Here is a 15,606-nt window from a genome sequence, read left to right as displayed (position 1 = left end):
GGGGGGGGGGGTGGGGGGGGGGGGGCGGCGGGGCGGGGGGGGGGGGGGGGGGGGGCGCGGGGGGGGGGGGGGGGGGGGTGGGGGGGGGGGGGGGGGGGGGGGGGGGGCGGGGGGGGGGCCCCCCGCCGCGGTCGCCGCCGCAGGTACTGACGGCGTCGACCGCACGCATCCCGCGCCCGAGACGACGCCGATCCCGCGCGGCAGCGCGGCGGGGGGCGGGCGGGTCGAGCTGCCGACGGCGGAACTGCCGACGCGGGCCAGGGCCGCGGGGGCGTCCGCAGCGGCGCAGGCCCCGGCGACGTCCGGGATGGTGGCCACCGGGACGGCGGCGGCTGGGGTGGCAACGTCCAAGGTGGCAACGTTCAAGGTGGCAACGTCCGAGGTGGCGATCTCCGGGGTGGTGACGTCCGGGGTGCTGCCCGAGGACGCGCTGCCCGCCGGCGGGCTGTCGGTGGTGGCCATGGCCAAGGCCGGCGGCCCGAGCGATCGCGACGAGCCGCCGGCCCCACCGGTGCGCCGACGGCTGCGGTCGCGCCTGCTGCTGTGGCTTGCCGGGCTGGTGAGTTTCACCGTTCTGGTCACCTCGGTCGCCGGCTGGGTGATCATCACAGCCTATGATCGCCGGATCGACCGGGCCGACATCGCATTGCCGCACGCCGATGTCACCCGGCCGCCGACGGTGCCGGTGGGCACGGAGAACTGGCTGCTCGTCGGCTCGGACGTGCGCACCGGCAGCGATGCCGCGAAGGTCGGCGGCGCCCGCTCCGACACGATGATGATCGCTCACCTGGATTCCGACGGCACCACCTCGGTCGTGTCCGTTCCCCGCGACCTGTACGTGCCGATCCCGTCCTACACCGACGCGGACGGCACGAGCCACCGCGCCCGCCGCGACCGGGTGAACAGCGCCTTCAACAGTGGCGGCCCGGCCCTGCTGGTCGCCACCCTCGAGCAGCTCACGGGCGTCCGCATCGACCACTACGCCGAGATCGACTTCGGTGGCTTCCAGCAGATGACCACCGCGATCGGCGGCGTCGACGTCTGCCTGGTCGCCTCGCCCTACGTCGAGCCGCTCACCCTGGACAACGGCCGCCGGGTCCACTCGACGAACCTGAACGACCCGAGTTCCGGCTTCGTCGGCGTGCCCGGCACGAACCATCTCGTCGGCGCGCAGGCCCTCGCGTTCGTCCGCCAACGTCACGGTTTTCTCGACGGCGACCTGTCCCGCATCCACCGCCAGCAGGCGTTCATGGCAGCGGTGTTCCGCAAGGTGGCGTCCTCCGACGTGTTGCTGAGCCCGGCGAAGCTGACGTCCTTCCTGAACGCGCTGACCAACGCGGCCGTGCTCGACGACGGCACCAGCCTCGCGGATCTGCGCCTGCTCGCCGAACGACTGCGCGGAATGAACACCGGCTCGGTGACGTTCGCCACCATCCCGATCACCGGCCAGGTCTCGTCCCCGGCGTTCTACTTCTACTACGACCCGAACGCCGTCCGGGCCTTCTTCGCCGAGCAGATGGGCGAGCGCGCCGCGACGACAGCTCCGACCCCCACGGGCAGCCCTGCGGAGGCTGCCGGCACGGATGCGTCCACCGCCCGCAGCGCCACGGCCACCATCTCGGATGCGGCCAGCCAGACGACCATCGCTGCCACCGCCCCGGTCGTCGTCGCCGGAACCGCTCTGCCCGGCGCCGACCAGGCCACCCGGTTCACCGCGGTGACGCCCACGGTCACCGCGACCGGCAGATCAGCCGCGGGCATCGACGCCGCCGGATCGACCAGCCCGTCGGCCTCGCTCCCGTCGGCCAGCCCGACCGTGGTCCCGACCACGACCGCGGCCGCCGCCTGCATCAACTAGCGCTCAGCCGCGCAGGAGCTGGCGGGACATGACGACGCGCTGGATCTGGTTGGTGCCCTCGTAGATCTGGGTGATCTTGGCGTCGCGCATCATGCGTTCGACGGGGAAGTCGCGGGTGTAGCCGGCGCCGCCGAAGAGCTGGACGGCGTCGGTGGTGACCTCCATGGCGACGTCCGAGGCGAAGCACTTGGCGGCGGCGGAGACGAAACCGAGGCCGGTCTCGCCACGCTCGGCGCGGGCCGCCGAGACATACACCAGGTGGCGGGCCGCCTCGATCTTCATGCCCATGTCGGCGAGCATGAACTGCACACCCTGGTTGTCGGCGATGGCCCGGCCGAACTGGCGACGGTCGCGAACGTAGGCCAACGCCGCGTCCAGCGCCCCCTGGGCGATGCCGACGGCCTGGGCGCCGATGGTCGGGCGGGTGTGGTCGAGGGTGGCGAGTGCGGTGCGCAGGCCCGTGCCGGGTTCGCCGATGATCCGGTCTGCCGGGATGGTGGCGCCGTCGAAGTGGATCTCGGCGGTGGGGGAGCCCTTGATGCCGAGCTTGCGCTCCTTGGTGCCCACCGTGAAGCCGGGGTCGTCGCGGTGCACGACGAACGCCGAGATGCCGTCGACGCGGCGGGCCGCGTTCGGATCGGTCACGGCCATCACCGTGTACCAGGTCGACTCGCCGGCACCGGTGATCCAGGCCTTGGTGCCGTCCAGGACCCAGTGGTCGCCGTCGAGGCGGGCCCGGGTGCGCATCGAGGCGTTGTCGGAACCGGCCTCCCGCTCGGACAGCGCGTAGGAGATCATCGCCTCGCCGCTGGCCACCGACGGCAGCACGAGCTGCTTGAGTGATTCCGATCCGGACAGGATGATCGGCAGGCTGCCGAGCTTGTTCACCGCCGGGATCAGCGAACTCGCCGCGCACGCCCGGGCGACCTCCTCGATCAGGATGCAGGTGGCGACCGAGTCCGCCCCCTGCCCGCCGTAGGCCTCGTCGATGTGCACCGCGGCGAAGCCCGCGCGGGCGAGCGCGTCGTAGGCTTCCACGGTGAAGCGTTCGTGTTCGTCGGCGTCCGCCGCGTACGGGGCGATCTCCTTCTCGGCGAGCGTGCGCACCGCCTCCCGCAGCGCGATGTGCTCCTCGGGAAGCTGGTAAAGGTCGAACGACGCGTTCATGGCAGCCTGCCCGCTGGTCGCAGTCACATCCTCGATGATGCCCGGATACCCGACATCAGCTGACCGGCACCCGACACCCGGCGCCGGATGCCTATCGGGTGTACGTGTGGAACCCGCGTCCGCTCTTACGGCCGAGCAGACCCGCGTCGACCATCCGCAGCAGCAGCGGCGGCGCGGCGTACAGCGGCTCCTTGAACTCGGCGTACATCGAGTCGGCCACGCCCTTGATCGTGTCCAGGCCGATGAGGTCGCACAGCTTCAGCGGACCCATCGGATGGGCACAGCCGAGCACCATGCCGTTGTCGATGTCGTCGGCGGCGGCCAGGCCGGACTCGAGCATCCGGATCGCGGACAACAGGAACGGCACGAGCAGCGCGTTGACCACGAAGCCGGCACGGTCGGTGGAGCGGATCGTCTGCTTGCCCAGCGCCTCGGTGGCGAAGCTCTCGGCGGCGGTGACGGTCTGCTCGGACGTCAGCAGTGACGGGACGATCTCGACGAGCTTCTGCACCGGCACCGGGTTGAAGAAGTGGATGCCGACGACCTGCTCCGGCCGGGACGTCGCCACCCCCAGCTTCATGATCGGAATCGACGAGGTGTTGGAGGCGAAGAGTGCGTCAGGGCGGGTGACGACCTTGTCGAGAGTGCCGAAGATCTCCGCCTTGAGCTGCTCGTTCTCCGCGATCGCCTCGACGACGACATCGCGGTCGGCGAACGCGTCCAGCTCGGTGGTGAACGTCAGGCGGGCCAGCGCCGCGTCCCGGTCCGACTCGCTGATCTTTCCGCCGCGCAGTGCCCGGTCGAACGAGGAGGTCAGGCGCTTGCGGCCGGCCTCGAGTGCCCCTTCGTTGATCTCGCGGACGGCCACGTCGAGCCCTGCGCGGGCCGCCACCTCGGCGATGCCGGACCCCATCAGGCCGCAGCCGATCACACCGAGGCGGGTGTACCCCGCCGCCTCTGCCGTGGCTGCGGTCGCACCGTTCGCCAGCGTCGCTGCCTGCACCGCACTCACCGAAGATCCCACTCCTCTCGGACGCCGACGCCCCGGATCCGGGCACGCCGACGACGCCGACACCACGGATTCGTCGGCGATCGCCCTGCCATCCACCCTAGACGGTGGGCCTGTCCGACTCACCAGATTCACCCCGTTCAAGATCGTTTTTGCGGGGTTCGGGGGTCGTCCGGAACGGGTTCAGGGGTGAGATCGAGGCCAGGTCAGGAACCGAGCGCGAGGACCCACAGCGGCAGCGTGAGCAGGCTCAGCGGCACGCCCACCCCCACCAGCAGGCTGGGCAGCGGGGTGGCCAGGTCGTACCGGGCGGCGATCAGCGCGCCGGCGACCATCGGCGGCATCGCCGTCTCGAACAGGGCGATGGTCACACCATGGTTGCCCAGCCCGCCGACCAGCGCGTAGCAGCCGACGACAAGCGCCGGGGCTACGACCAGCTTCACCCCGAGCCCGAGGACGAGCTCCCGCCAGTACCGCCGAGCCGCCGGAACCTCGAGCTGCATGCCGATCGAGAACAGGGCAAGTGGGGTGAGGGTACCGCCGAGCGAGACCAGCGCGCCGTCCAGCCAGGACGGAAAATCCACCGGGCGCAGCGCCAGCGCGCAGACCAGGGCCATCAGCGCCGGTGAGGTCAGCACCCGCCGGGCCAGCTCCGCCCGGGGCAGCGCCGCCCCGGCGACGACCGTCACCGCGACGAGAACGACGGTGTTCACCAGCAGGAACGAGCCGAGCTGGTCGACCAGAACGGCGATCGGCACGTCGTCGGCGCCGTAGAACGCGGTGACCATCGGGAAGCCGACGAAGCTGGTGTTCGCCACCGCGGTCGCGGCGATCAGCGCGATCACCGTCTGCCTGGGCAGGCGTAGGAGCCGGGCCGCGAGCAGGTAGAGCCCGCTGGAGATCGCGAACAGCAGGTAGGGCGCGGCCACGACCAGTGCAAGATCGGCTGGGAACTCGACGATGTGCACCGCGTGCAGCACCAGGGCGGGCAGTGCGATGTCGAGCAGCCAGGTGTTCACCACCGCGGCGGCCGCCGGCGGTGGCCGCAGCCGGCGCCGGACACCGATCCCGGCCGCCAGCCCCACCAGCAGGACGACCAGCGCGGACACCGGGCCATGGTGGCAGCTCGGTGCCGCCCGGCAGGCCGCATCGTGGCGCGTCCCACCTCGTCGACACTGCGCGTTCCGCGGCGTCGACACTGCGCGCCCGAGGTCGTGGACGTCCTGCGTCACGGCCGCCGAGCGCGTCCTGTGTCATGGCCGTCGAGAGCCCCGCCCCCACCGGTCCTGCCGGTGTCGGCGCAGACGGCGGACACGGCGCAGCAGGCGAGGCAGGCCGATGTTCAGAGCGAACAGCACTCCGGCGAGGACGTAGTTCCCGGCGCCGAACCGTACCTGCCCGGGCAGCGGCAGCAGGGTGTAGGTGATCAGGATCAGCAGCGGCAGGATCAGCGTGGCGACCATCACTCCACCGACCCAGGGCGGCGAGTCGGTCATCGACCGGGACCTGCGTGGCGTCGGGGCGGTGTCACCGTTCTCGGGTGGCACCCGGGTGTCGTGTGGTGGAGCTCCTGTTGTGCCCGCCCCGATCGGGCTGGCAGATTGACCCGTCGGCGGCGTCGGATGATCGTTGGTTGGTCGTCGCGGCTGAATCGGCGCGTCCGGCGCTGCGCCGGTCCGCCCGGTGGATCGGAGGTCCAGATGGTCGCCCCCGTGCTCACCGCGCCCGGCCGTCCCGCCTGGCGCGACGGCAAACGGTACATGTGGCTCACCGCCACCGTCGTCCCCCTGACGGCGATCGTCGGCTACGGGCTGTGGCACCGCACCGGAGTCGGGCTGCACTGGTGGATCACCCCGCTGTTCGTGTTCGTCCTGGTCCCGCTGCTTGATCTCAGCTCGCCGCCGGACCCGGCGAACCCGCCCGAGGCGGTCCGGGCCCAGCTTGAGGCCGACCGGTACTACCGGCGCTGCACCTATCTGTACCTGCCGCTGGCCGGCCTCGCCCTGGCGCTCGGCGCCGCCGCCTGGAGCGAGGGTCACCTCTCGGCCATGGCGCGCGTCGGCGCGGTGCTTTCCGTCGGATGCGTCACCGGGGTGGGGATCACCACCGCCCACGAACTGGGCCATCGCCGGGGACGGCTCGAACGGGCGCTGGCCCGGCTGATGTTGGCCGCCACCGGTTACGGCCATTTCCTCGTCGAGCACAACCGAGGCCATCACGCCCGGGTCGCGACTCCGCAGGATCCGGCCAGTGCCCGCCTCGGCGAGGGCTTCTGGCGGTTCTGGCCGCGGACCGTCCTCGGGGGAGTGCGCTCGGCCTGGGCGCTGGAGGCCGGACGGCTCCGCGGACGTGGACGGCGGGTGTGGTCGGTGCGCAACGAGGTCGTGCGCGGCTGGCTGCTCACCGCGGCCCTGTTCGGGACGCTCGGTGGAATCCTCGGTGTCGGTGTCGGTGTCTTTCTGGTGGCCCAGGCCCTGGTCGGGGTGACTCTGCTCGAAGGGGTCAACTACATCGAGCACTACGGCCTCGCGCGGGCCCGTACCGCCAGCGGACGCTACGAACCGGTCACCCCGCGGCACAGCTGGAACAGCGACGCGGTGGTCAGCAACCTGGCCCTCTACCAGCTGCAACGGCACAGCGATCACCATGCTCACCCGGGCCGGCGCTATCAGGTCCTGCGCTCGTTCGCCGAGTCGCCGCAGCTACCCGCGGGGTATGCCACCCTGCTCGTCGCCGCCTGGCTGCCGCCGGTCTGGTTCCGCCTGATGGACGACCGGGTGCTCGCCCACTACGGCGGCGATCTGACGCTGGCCCATGTCCAGGCGTCCCGCGCCCAGGCTCTCGCCGACCGCTACCGCCGCTGACCGCTACCGCCACCGGCTGGTTCTGTCGCTGACTGGTTCTGTCACCGGCTGGTGCCGCAGCCGGTCGGTCCTGCTGCCAGAGCTGCGTGAGCCGGTTGTGCCGCGTCAACCGGCCGGGCTGATGGCACTGGCGGAGGCGGGTGGGTCGCCGGAGCTGGCCGGCCCGGATTTTCCGGACGGTGACGCTGGCCGGGCAGCGGCCGGGGGAGTGGCGGTGGCGGTCGCCGAGGTGGCTGCGGCTGGCTTCGAGGTGGGTCCGAGCAGGCGGTTGAACAGGTCCCGCAGGCGCAGCAAGGCCTGGCGCAGGGTCTCGGTGTCGGGTCGGCCACCCGGGGCGGCGCCCGCGTCGGCGTGGGCGTCCGCGTGCGCGCGGCGGTAGGTCTGCGCCAGCTGGGGATGATCCACCGACAGCAGCTCGACGCGCTCGCGGAAACTGCCCTCCGGGTAGCCGCGGGCCCGCATCACCTCGCTGACCAGCCCGTCGGCCTGACGGGTGACCCCGCCCGGGTCGTCCACGAAGCGCCCCTGCAGGCCCTGCCAACGGCGGAGGAACGCAGCCCGTTCCTGTTCGCTGAGGGTGACCAGGGTGAGGGTGTCCCGCCGTTCGGCGACGGCCAGCAGATGGCGGTGCGCCGCGCGGCGGTTGCCGAACTCGGCGACGGCCCGGTCGTACTCCGGGCCGAACCGCCGGCGCAGCGCATATCGTCCGCCGCCGCGCCGGTCGACCAGTGCGGCCGTGACGATCAGCGCCGCGGCGGCGACCAGCACCAGCATCCAGCCCGCGACGGGCACCTTCGACCACCTCCGCCGCTGCGCCCCGAAAGGCGATCACCGTGGCGGACGATACCGGGCGCGACGACGGCGAACGGCTCGCCCGGCACCAGTGGGTGGCCGGGTCGGGCCTTCAGCCGGCGTCGTCGGCAGACTCGCTCGGCGGTGGTGGCGCGGATCCGCCAAGGTGCGCGGGCAGCCACCAGTCGGGTTCCCCGGGGGCGGGACGAGGGTAGCGCCGCTGGGCGGTGTCGAGCAGCTCCGTCATGATCTTGTGTAGCGCGTCGGTCCCGGCCTGCCGGTCGGCGAAGTCCGCGGGTGGTACCGGTGCGCCCACAGCGATTGTGATGGGGGTGCCGATCGCCTCCCGCAGGCGCAGCGGTCGCCCCTTGGTCAGGACGCGCTGGCTGCCCCAGATGACCATCGGGACAACCGGGACTTTGGCGGCCGCCGCCATCCGGGCCGCCCCGGACTTGAACGGGCCGAGACAGAAGCTCGGGCTGATCGTCGCCTCGGGGAAGACGCCCACCAGCTCCCCGGCGTGCAGCGCCTGCAACGCCTCCCGCAGCGACGCCGCCCCCGCCTGGCGGTCGACCGGGATGTGGTGCATCCCCCGCATCAACGGCCCGCCGATCCGGTGGTCGAACACCGCCTTCTTCGCCATGAAGCGCACCGGCCGGCGTCCGGCCTGCCAGAACGGCAGACCGGCGAGGGCGAAGTCGAGATAGGACACGTGGTTCATCAGCACGATCGCGCCGCCGGACGTCGGGACGTGCTCGATGCCCTGGACGTCGATCCGCAGTCGAAGGGCGGCGAACAGCCCCTTGGCCACGCCGACGACCGGCCGGTAGACATATTCCGCCACGGGCAGGCCACTCCTTGGATAGTCCCTGTCGGTTCTCGCCCCCCGGGCTTCGCTGCCCGCCTGCGACCCTACGCCGTGTCCGGTCGTGGCCAGGGCCAGGAGCGGGACCGTCCCCGCCGGACCCTGGCGCCCCTGCGGACCCCCGGCACACAAGGGACGATCCAGCAGCGATGATGTCCTTTCGTCGACCGTTGTGCCGTCGTTCGGGTGTGCTGTCGTTGGGGTGCGGTGCGCTGGTGCCCGGTGGCCGGTCGATGCCCGGATGCGGCCGGTGGTCAGGCCGGAGGGAGCGGACTGGATGGACATCCTGCGGCGCAGCATCGAGGCACAGCCGGATCCGCCTGGCTGGGTGCTGATCCTGGCCGCGGTCCTCGCGGCGGTGACGGTGCTCAGCAACCGGCTGTGGCCGGTCGCGCGGCACGTCATCACGATCGCCCACGAGGGCGGCCATGCGCTGGTGGCGGTGCTCAGCGGTCGTCGCCTCGCCGGGGTGCGGCTGCATTCCGACACCTCCGGAGTCACGGTCTCCTCCGGCCGCCCGACCGGCCTGGGGGTCGTCGCCACGGTGGCCGCGGGCTATCCGGCGCCGTCACTGATCGGACTGGGTGCGGTCGGGCTGCTGGCGGTCGGTCGCTCCAGCCTGGTGCTGCAACTGTGCGTCGCGTTGCTGCTGGCCATGCTGGTGGTGATCCGCAACGGCTTCGGTGTGCTGTCGCTCGCGGTCAGCACGGCCGTGATCCTGGTGATCTCCTGGTTCGCGCCGCCGACCGCACGCGCCGGTTTTGCTACCTACATCGCCTGCTTTCTGCTGCTCGGTGCGCTGCGTCCGGTGGTCGAGGTGCAGCGGCAACGTCGACGTCGGCGCGCCCATGACTCCGACCCCGACCAGCTTGCCCGGCTGACCAGGGTGCCCGCAGTCGTCTGGGTGGGGGTGTTCGGCCTGTGCGGGCTGGGCTGCGCCGCGGGGGGAGCGACTCTGCTGTTCGACTGGCCCTCCTGAGCAGGCTGGAACTGTCGGAGGTGACTGGGAGACTCGGACAGCATGTGCGGTCGTTACACGCAGAAGCTGAAGTCCGACGACCTGGTCGCAGCGATGTCCGCGCGCGACGAGACCGCCGGTTCCCTTCGAGAGAGCACCAACGTTGCGCCCACCTCCACGATGCCGATCGTGGTCGCGGAGTCGCTGTCGGCCCAGGACGGCGGCGCTGGCCGACCCGGCAGTGACGGCAAGGCCGGCGACGGCGGGGCCGCGTCGGGCACCGGGCGGGTGCTGCGGCTGGCGACGTGGGGGCTGGTTCCGTCCTGGGCGAAGGACCCGTCGATCGGCGCTCGAATGATCAACGCCCGCGCGGAGACGGTCGCGACCAAACCGTCGTTCCGGGCGGCGTACGCCGCCCGGCGCTGCCTGGTCCCCGCCACCGGCTTCTACGAGTGGTTTCGCCCGGGCGGGGGATCGCGCCGAGGCCAGCCGTTCTACATGTATCCGGCGGGTCACCCGGCGACCGGCGACATCCTTGCCTTCGCCGGGCTCTACGAGGTCTGGCGCAAGGGCGACACACCTCTGGCGACGTTCACGATTCTCACCACCACCGCGGCCGAGGGGCTGGCGTTCCTGCACGACCGGTCCCCGGTGATCCTCCCCGTCGCCGCCTGGGACCGTTGGATCGACCCGGCCACCGACCCGGCCGACCTTGCTCCGCTGCTGCGTCCGGCGTCCGCCGGGGTGCTCTTGGCCCATCCGGTCAGTACGGCCGTCGGGAACGTCCGTAACAAGGGCGCCGAGCTGACGGACCCGGTCGAGCTCGACGCGGCCGTGGCCGAGGCGATCGAGGAGGCCGGCGGTCCGTCCGCCACGGCACTGTCCACCCATCCGTCACCGGATGTGTCGTACCAGGTGTAGCCGAAGCAGGTGTAGCCGAAGCAGAGCGACATTCGCGTGGCGCGGGGCCATACCTACCGGACACGTCCGGATGGATATGACCCCGCGCCAGACCGCAGGCGTCGTCAGCGGTTGGCGATCAGGCGTCCTTGAGACTGATGGCCTCGGTCGGACAGCACTCGATCGCTTCCTGAAGATCATCTGCCCGCGACTCGTCCGGCTCCTCGTTCAGCACGTAGAGATAGCCGTCGTCGCGGATCTCGAAAATATCCGGAACAAGCCGGACACACGTCCCACTGCTCACGCAGCGGTCGAAATCGACGTTCACGCGCATCGGCGAACCTCCCGTACTGCTTCCAGAATGTCGTGGTCGTGTGGACCATACCGCCGAGGTCGGTCACGCAACAGCGACGTCTCGGTCTGAGGCGCGGCCACCGGGAAGCGGATGCGTCCTCCGGGTCAGGAGCTCTTGATCGACGAGATGTCCAGCTCAATCTTGATCTTGTCGCTGAGCAGGACTCCGCCGGTCTCCAGGGCGGCGTTGAAGGAAATCCCGAAGTCCTTGCGGCTGATCGTCGTGGTCGCGGTGAAACCTGCGCGGATGTTGCCGAAGGGGTCCTTGGAGCTGCCCTCGAACGTCACGTCAAGGTCGACCGAGCTGGTGACCCCACGGATCGTGAGCTCGCCGGTCAGGACGTACTCGTCCTCGCCCTTGCCGGCCGCCGCGCCGGTGCTGACAAAAGTGATCGTCGGGTAGGTGGCCACGTCGAGCAGGTCCGCCGACTTCACGTGGCCGTCCCGGTCCGCCACGCCCGTGTCGAACGAGTCGGTCTGGATCGTCACGGACGCGCTCGATGCGGTCGGGTCGGCCTCGTCGAGCTGGAGAACTCCCTCCACGTCCTTGAACTGCCCACGCACGGTGGTGACCATCGCGTGGCGGGCGGAGAACCCGATGCGGGTGTGGGCCGGGTCGATCGTCCAGGTGCCGGTCAGATTGATCGCGGCGGGAGCTGGGGCGGTCATCGCGTCCTCCTGGGACTGCTGCCAGTCAGCGGGCCGGCCTCGGGCGGGCCGGTAACGGTGATCTGGCGGTCGCTGTGGGCGAAAGTTGATTGCAGGCGCAACTTACAGCCTGGGTCAACGTCCGTCCCGGGCGCATATTCCGTCGGCCAGATGAACACCGCAAGACGAGCCGGCACAGGCTGTGGACAACGGCGTTCTGTCCACAGCACACGGTCGGGGACTGCCGGCCGACCGTCGGGCGATCTACGGTTCGCCCATGGTCACCACCACCCCGGGACCCGGGTGTTCGTCGTCTCCCCATCCACCGGGCCGACCCCGGCGTCGGCCCGATCCCGCCGCCGCGTCGGCCCCGTCATCCGTGCCGGCCTCGTCTTCGATGCCCGGCTCGTCTTCTTCGATGCCGGCCCTGCCCGCGACACCGGTACTGCCCTCCACACCGGTACTGCCCCCGATGCCGGTGCCAGGCCCGGCCTCCGCCACGTCCTCGCCGCGGCGTCGCGTGCGGGCGGGAAGGTTCGCCGGGCAGGTTCCTGCTACAGATCGACCGCACCACCTGGATGGGCGATCGTTTGGTCCGGGCGGGTCTGGTGACCGGGGAGAGAACGACTGGGCCAGCGGTGATCTGCTCTTCGACTGGGTGGATGAGCCGGACGATCTCGTGGACGTCCGCGTCACCGGGAGCCTGGCCAGAGCGGACGATCGTGACGACACCAGCGGCCGTGCTGGTCTTGGCAGCCACGCCGACCTGGGCGACCGGGCCGACATCGGCGATGGCGACGCTTACGGCAGCCGCGATGACCTCGGCGACCGCGCCGAGCCCGGCAGTCGTGACGACCTCGGCGATCTGGGCGGCGGGACGCCGGCGTCGCCAGCTGCCGGTCGCCTGCGGCTGCTGCGGGCTCGGCTCGCCGACCGGCTGCCGCTGACTCTGCGCTCGGCGGTGGTGGCGCCGACGGCGAGCGCCGCGCTGGTGCTCGCGCTCGTCGCACTCGGGGCTGCGGTCCTTGCCACCTGGGTTGCCTGGCAGCACCGCCCGGTCCCGGTGAGCGCGGCTCCGGTCACCTCTTCGACCATGATCGCCGCGCTCTCGCCCGGGCCGGCCGGCGACGAGGTCTCGGCGCCCGTCGTCGGGACCGCGACAACGGGCTCGGCTGGCCGGACGGGTGCGCCGGTGGGCGAGGTGGTGGTCGACGTGGCCGGCCGAGTACATCGGCCGGGAGTAGTGCGGCTGGCCGCGGGCTCGCGCGTCGTCGATGCCCTCGACCGGGCCGGCGGAGCGCTGCCCGGCGTCGACACCACGGGTGTCGCTCTCGCCCGGGTGCTCGTCGACGGCGAACAGATCCTGGTCGACGGCCGGCCCGGGCCGTCATCGGACGCGCCGGCAGGATCCGCCAGTGGTCCGGCGGCAGGATCCGGCGGTGCAGGTGCAGTCGCGGCGGGGGCCGGCACAACCGGCTCGGGCAGCCCGGTGAACCTCAACAGCGCCACCGCCGAGCAGCTGGACGCGCTACCCGGAGTCGGCCCGGTGCTCGCCCAGCGGATCGTGCAGTGGCGGGTCGAACACGGCCCCTTCGGCTCACCTCAGCAGCTGGGCGAGGTCACCGGGGTCGGCGACAGGCGCCTCGCTGACCTGCTGCCGCTGATCAGGATCTGAGCGCGTGGTCGCCGTCGGCCTGGAGACGGGTCTGGCCCTGGCCGAACGGCCGTCGCCGACACCACAACCCCTCGACGCGCGGCTGATCGTGCCGGCAGTGGCCGCCTGGGGCGGCGCCGCGACGTCGGTGGGCACGACCCTGCCGGATGTGGTTCTTGCGCTCGCGGCTGCCGTCGTGCTCGCCATGCCACTGCTGCTCGTCGTGCAGCGTCGCCGCTGCCAGCGTCGCGATGTGCTGGTCGCCCTGGCCGCGGGGCCGGCACTGGCCACTGTGGCGGTGGCGTTCCTGGCCGCCGGCCTGCTTGCCGGCGGCCTCGAGACCCGCCCGGGGGACCGGGGGCCGTTCGCGGACCTGGTCGGCCGAGAGGCGACAGTCACCGCGCGGGCCGTCATCGCCGACGATCCACGGATCATCGCCACCACGGCGGGCGGCTCGGAGAGCGCTGCCGGCCGGGGTGCTCCCTCTTTCGTCGTACCAGCCCGCCTCGAGCGGGTCGCGGCCGGCTCCGTCCGCCTGCGTGTGCACGCCCGGGTGGTCCTGTTGGTCCACGGCGCGGCCTGGCGCGACCTGCTGCCCAGCCAGCACCTCGAGGTCAGCGGTCGGCTCTCCCCACCCCGGCGCGATCCCACGGTTGCCGGGGCGCTGCTGGTCCGGGACACCGCACCCCGGCTGCGGGGCGGTCCGAACCGGCTGCAACGGGCCGCCGGCCGGCTGCGGTCGGGGTTGCGCACCACGACCAGCGGCCTGCCACAGCCACGTCGTGGACTGCTGCCCGCCCTGGTCGATGGCGACGTCTCCGCTCTCGACGACGACCTGCGCGACGACTTCCGGGCCGCTGGACTGACCCACCTGACCGCGGTCAGCGGCGGCAACGTCGCGATCGTGACCGCCACGGCACTGCTGCTCGCCGGCCGGGCTCGCGGCGGCACCCGGAGCCGGGCCGCGCTCGGCGTCGGTGCGCTGCTCGCGTTCGTCGTGCTGGCCCGACCCTCACCGAGCGTGCTGCGTGCCGGAGTGATGGGACTCATCGGACTCGCCGCGTTCGCCGCCGGGCGGCCCAGAGCGGCGCTGGCCGCCCTCGCGGCGAGTGTCACGGTGCTCGTGCTCGGCTGGCCGACGCTCGCGGTCTCCGTCGGGTTCGCGCTGTCCGTCCAGGCCACCGCAGGAATGATCATTCTGGCGCCGGGTTGGCACAGCGGGTTCGCCCGCCGCCTGCACCGTCGGATCGCCGAGCCGCTCGCTGTCGCGGCCGCCGCCCAGCTCGCCTGCACGCCGCTGCTGGCCTGGCTCGGCGGTGGCATCAGCATGGTCGCCATACCGGCGAATCTGGCGGCCGCCCCGGCCGTGCCGGCGGCAACGGTCCTGGGAGTACTGACCCTGCTTGTCGCCGCGGTGGCACCGGAGCCGGCCCGCTGGCTCGCGCACGCCGCCGATCTGCCCTGCTGGTGGCTGGTGACGGTGGCCCGTACCGCCGCGGGGCTGCCCGCCGCCACGATCGGCTGGCCCCAGGGCCTGCTCGGGGCCGGTACGGCCGCTGCCGGTGTCGTGGCTGCGGCGGCCGTGCTGCGTCGCCGGGCTGCCCGCCGGATCGCTGCCGCGGCACTGGCCGGGCTGCTGGTCGCCCGGTGCACGGTAGTCGACCGGATCGCTCCCTGGCCGCCGCCCGACTGGCGGATCGTGGCCTGTGACGTGGGACAGGGCGATGCGCTGGTCCTGCGCGTCGCACCCGGGCAGGCGGTGCTCGTCGACGCAGGTCCCGACCCGGCGCTGCTGACCCGCTGCCTTGACGATCTCGGCGTGCGGGAGCTACCGGCGATCATCCTCAGCCATCTGCACGCCGACCATGTCAACGGTCTGCCCGGCGTACTCGGCCGGCGCCGGGTGGGCGCGGTGCTCGTCGGGACGCTGCGTGAGCCGGCCGGCCAGTGGCGGCTGGTGCGCCGGTGGACGGGGCAGGCCGGGGTGCCGGTACGTACCGTCACGGCGGGCAGCCGAGGACAGGTCGGTGCCGTCGGCTGGACGGTGCTCGCCCCGCGGGTGCTGCTGCACGGCACGGACAGCGATCCGAACAACGACAGTCTGCTCGTGTCCGCGCAGGTGGGCGAGGTGCGAATCCTGCTCACCGGGGACGTCGAGGCCGTCGCCCAGCAGGCAGTACTCGGCGCGCTGGACGCCGCGGCGGCACTGCGTGCGGATGTGCTCAAGGTGCCGCACCACGGCTCGGCCGACCAGGACCCCGGTTTCCTGCGCGCGGCACGAGCTCGGTACGCCCTGGTCAGCGTCGGCGTGGGCAATGACTACGGCCATCCCGCGGCGGCCACCCTGCGGATCCTGCGCCAGGCCGGAGTCGCGATCGGCCGCACCGACCGGGACGGTGCCCTGGCCGTCACGGCACCTGACGGTCCGGCCTCCGGGCCGGGAGGGGCGGTGGCAGGGCCGGAAACGGTGGGCGCTCCGGGGCGGCGGCACGAGGTCTCGGTGGTGCGTCGCGGCCCCCGGGACGGATCGTGACATG

The 15,606-nt window shown here is 72.3% G+C and carries 14 protein-coding genes and 1 pseudogene; 6 read left to right on the top strand and 9 right to left on the bottom strand.

Annotated features, from left to right (window positions below):
- Positions 1-366, bottom strand: a pseudogene (locus ND747_RS09980) (hypothetical protein); the annotation flags it as partial.
- A 1-nt stretch (position 367) separates the two neighbouring features.
- Between ND747_RS09980 and ND747_RS09975 the strand changes: the two are divergent.
- Complete coding sequence (locus tag ND747_RS09975; RefSeq protein ID WP_251733217.1) at positions 368-1,858, top strand: LCP family protein; 1,491 nt, start codon at positions 368-370, stop codon at positions 1,856-1,858.
- A 3-nt stretch (positions 1,859-1,861) separates the two neighbouring features.
- Here ND747_RS09975 and ND747_RS09970 read toward each other — a convergent pair whose 3' ends face one another.
- From ND747_RS09970 to ND747_RS09955, 4 genes are all read right to left on the bottom strand, one after another.
- Complete coding sequence (locus ND747_RS09970; RefSeq protein ID WP_251733216.1) at positions 1,862-3,025, bottom strand: acyl-CoA dehydrogenase family protein; 1,164 nt, start codon at positions 3,023-3,025, stop codon at positions 1,862-1,864.
- A gap of 91 nt (positions 3,026-3,116) precedes the next feature.
- Positions 3,117-4,013, bottom strand: a complete 897-nt coding sequence (locus tag ND747_RS09965) for a 3-hydroxybutyryl-CoA dehydrogenase (RefSeq protein ID WP_285900286.1) — start codon at positions 4,011-4,013, stop codon at positions 3,117-3,119.
- A gap of 227 nt (positions 4,014-4,240) precedes the next feature.
- Entirely contained in the window at positions 4,241-5,143 is a 903-nt protein-coding gene (locus tag ND747_RS09960) for an AEC family transporter (RefSeq protein ID WP_251733215.1), read from the bottom strand.
- Between the two features lie 144 nt (positions 5,144-5,287).
- The gene (locus ND747_RS09955; RefSeq protein ID WP_251733214.1) at positions 5,288-5,530 is read right to left on the bottom strand and encodes a hypothetical protein; all 243 of its coding nucleotides are present in this window, start codon (positions 5,528-5,530) and stop codon (positions 5,288-5,290) included.
- A gap of 204 nt (positions 5,531-5,734) precedes the next feature.
- Between ND747_RS09955 and ND747_RS09950 the strand changes: the two genes are divergently transcribed.
- Positions 5,735-6,898 (top strand): alkane 1-monooxygenase, encoded by a 1,164-nt coding sequence (locus ND747_RS09950; RefSeq protein WP_251733213.1) that lies wholly within the window; start codon positions 5,735-5,737, stop codon positions 6,896-6,898.
- Positions 6,899-7,003: 105 nt separating this feature from the next.
- Here the strand turns inward: ND747_RS09950 and ND747_RS09945 are convergent, their stop codons facing one another.
- Positions 7,004-7,690, bottom strand: coding sequence for a hypothetical protein (locus tag ND747_RS09945; protein ID WP_251733212.1), 687 nt, complete (start codon positions 7,688-7,690; stop codon positions 7,004-7,006).
- Positions 7,691-7,802: 112 nt separating this feature from the next.
- Complete coding sequence (locus ND747_RS09940; RefSeq protein WP_251733211.1) at positions 7,803-8,534, bottom strand: lysophospholipid acyltransferase family protein; 732 nt, start codon at positions 8,532-8,534, stop codon at positions 7,803-7,805.
- Between the two features lie 298 nt (positions 8,535-8,832).
- On the opposite strand from ND747_RS09940, the gene ND747_RS09935 reads away from it, so the two are divergent.
- Positions 8,833-9,534 carry a M50 family metallopeptidase gene (locus ND747_RS09935; protein ID WP_251733210.1) on the top strand — a complete coding sequence of 234 codons (702 nt, stop codon included), beginning with the start codon at positions 8,833-8,835 and terminating at the stop codon, positions 9,532-9,534.
- A 42-nt stretch (positions 9,535-9,576) separates the two neighbouring features.
- Positions 9,577-10,434 carry an SOS response-associated peptidase gene (locus tag ND747_RS09930; RefSeq protein ID WP_251733209.1) on the top strand — a complete coding sequence of 286 codons (858 nt, stop codon included), beginning with the start codon at positions 9,577-9,579 and terminating at the stop codon, positions 10,432-10,434.
- 118 nt (positions 10,435-10,552) lie between these two features.
- On the opposite strand, the gene ND747_RS09925 is transcribed toward ND747_RS09930, so the two are convergent.
- Entirely contained in the window at positions 10,553-10,747 is a 195-nt protein-coding gene (locus ND747_RS09925; protein WP_251733208.1) for a ferredoxin, read from the bottom strand.
- A 125-nt stretch (positions 10,748-10,872) separates the two neighbouring features.
- Entirely contained in the window at positions 10,873-11,436 is a 564-nt protein-coding gene (locus ND747_RS09920) for a YceI family protein (protein ID WP_251733207.1), read from the bottom strand.
- Between the two features lie 637 nt (positions 11,437-12,073).
- Here ND747_RS09920 and ND747_RS09915 point away from each other — a divergent pair.
- Both ND747_RS09915 and ND747_RS09910 read left to right on the top strand, forming a co-directional pair.
- Positions 12,074-13,090 carry a ComEA family DNA-binding protein gene (locus ND747_RS09915; RefSeq protein WP_251733206.1) on the top strand — a complete coding sequence of 339 codons (1,017 nt, stop codon included), beginning with the start codon at positions 12,074-12,076 and terminating at the stop codon, positions 13,088-13,090.
- A 4-nt stretch (positions 13,091-13,094) separates the two neighbouring features.
- The gene (locus tag ND747_RS09910) at positions 13,095-15,602 is read left to right on the top strand and encodes a ComEC/Rec2 family competence protein (RefSeq protein ID WP_251733205.1); all 2,508 of its coding nucleotides are present in this window, start codon (positions 13,095-13,097) and stop codon (positions 15,600-15,602) included.
- Positions 15,603-15,606: the final 4 nt, after the last annotated feature.

It is taken from the genome of Frankia sp. R82 (assembly GCF_023716925.1).
Classification (GTDB): Bacteria; Actinomycetota; Actinomycetes; order Frankiales; family Frankiaceae; genus Frankia.
This window is presented reverse-complemented; position numbering and strand designations above follow the sequence as displayed.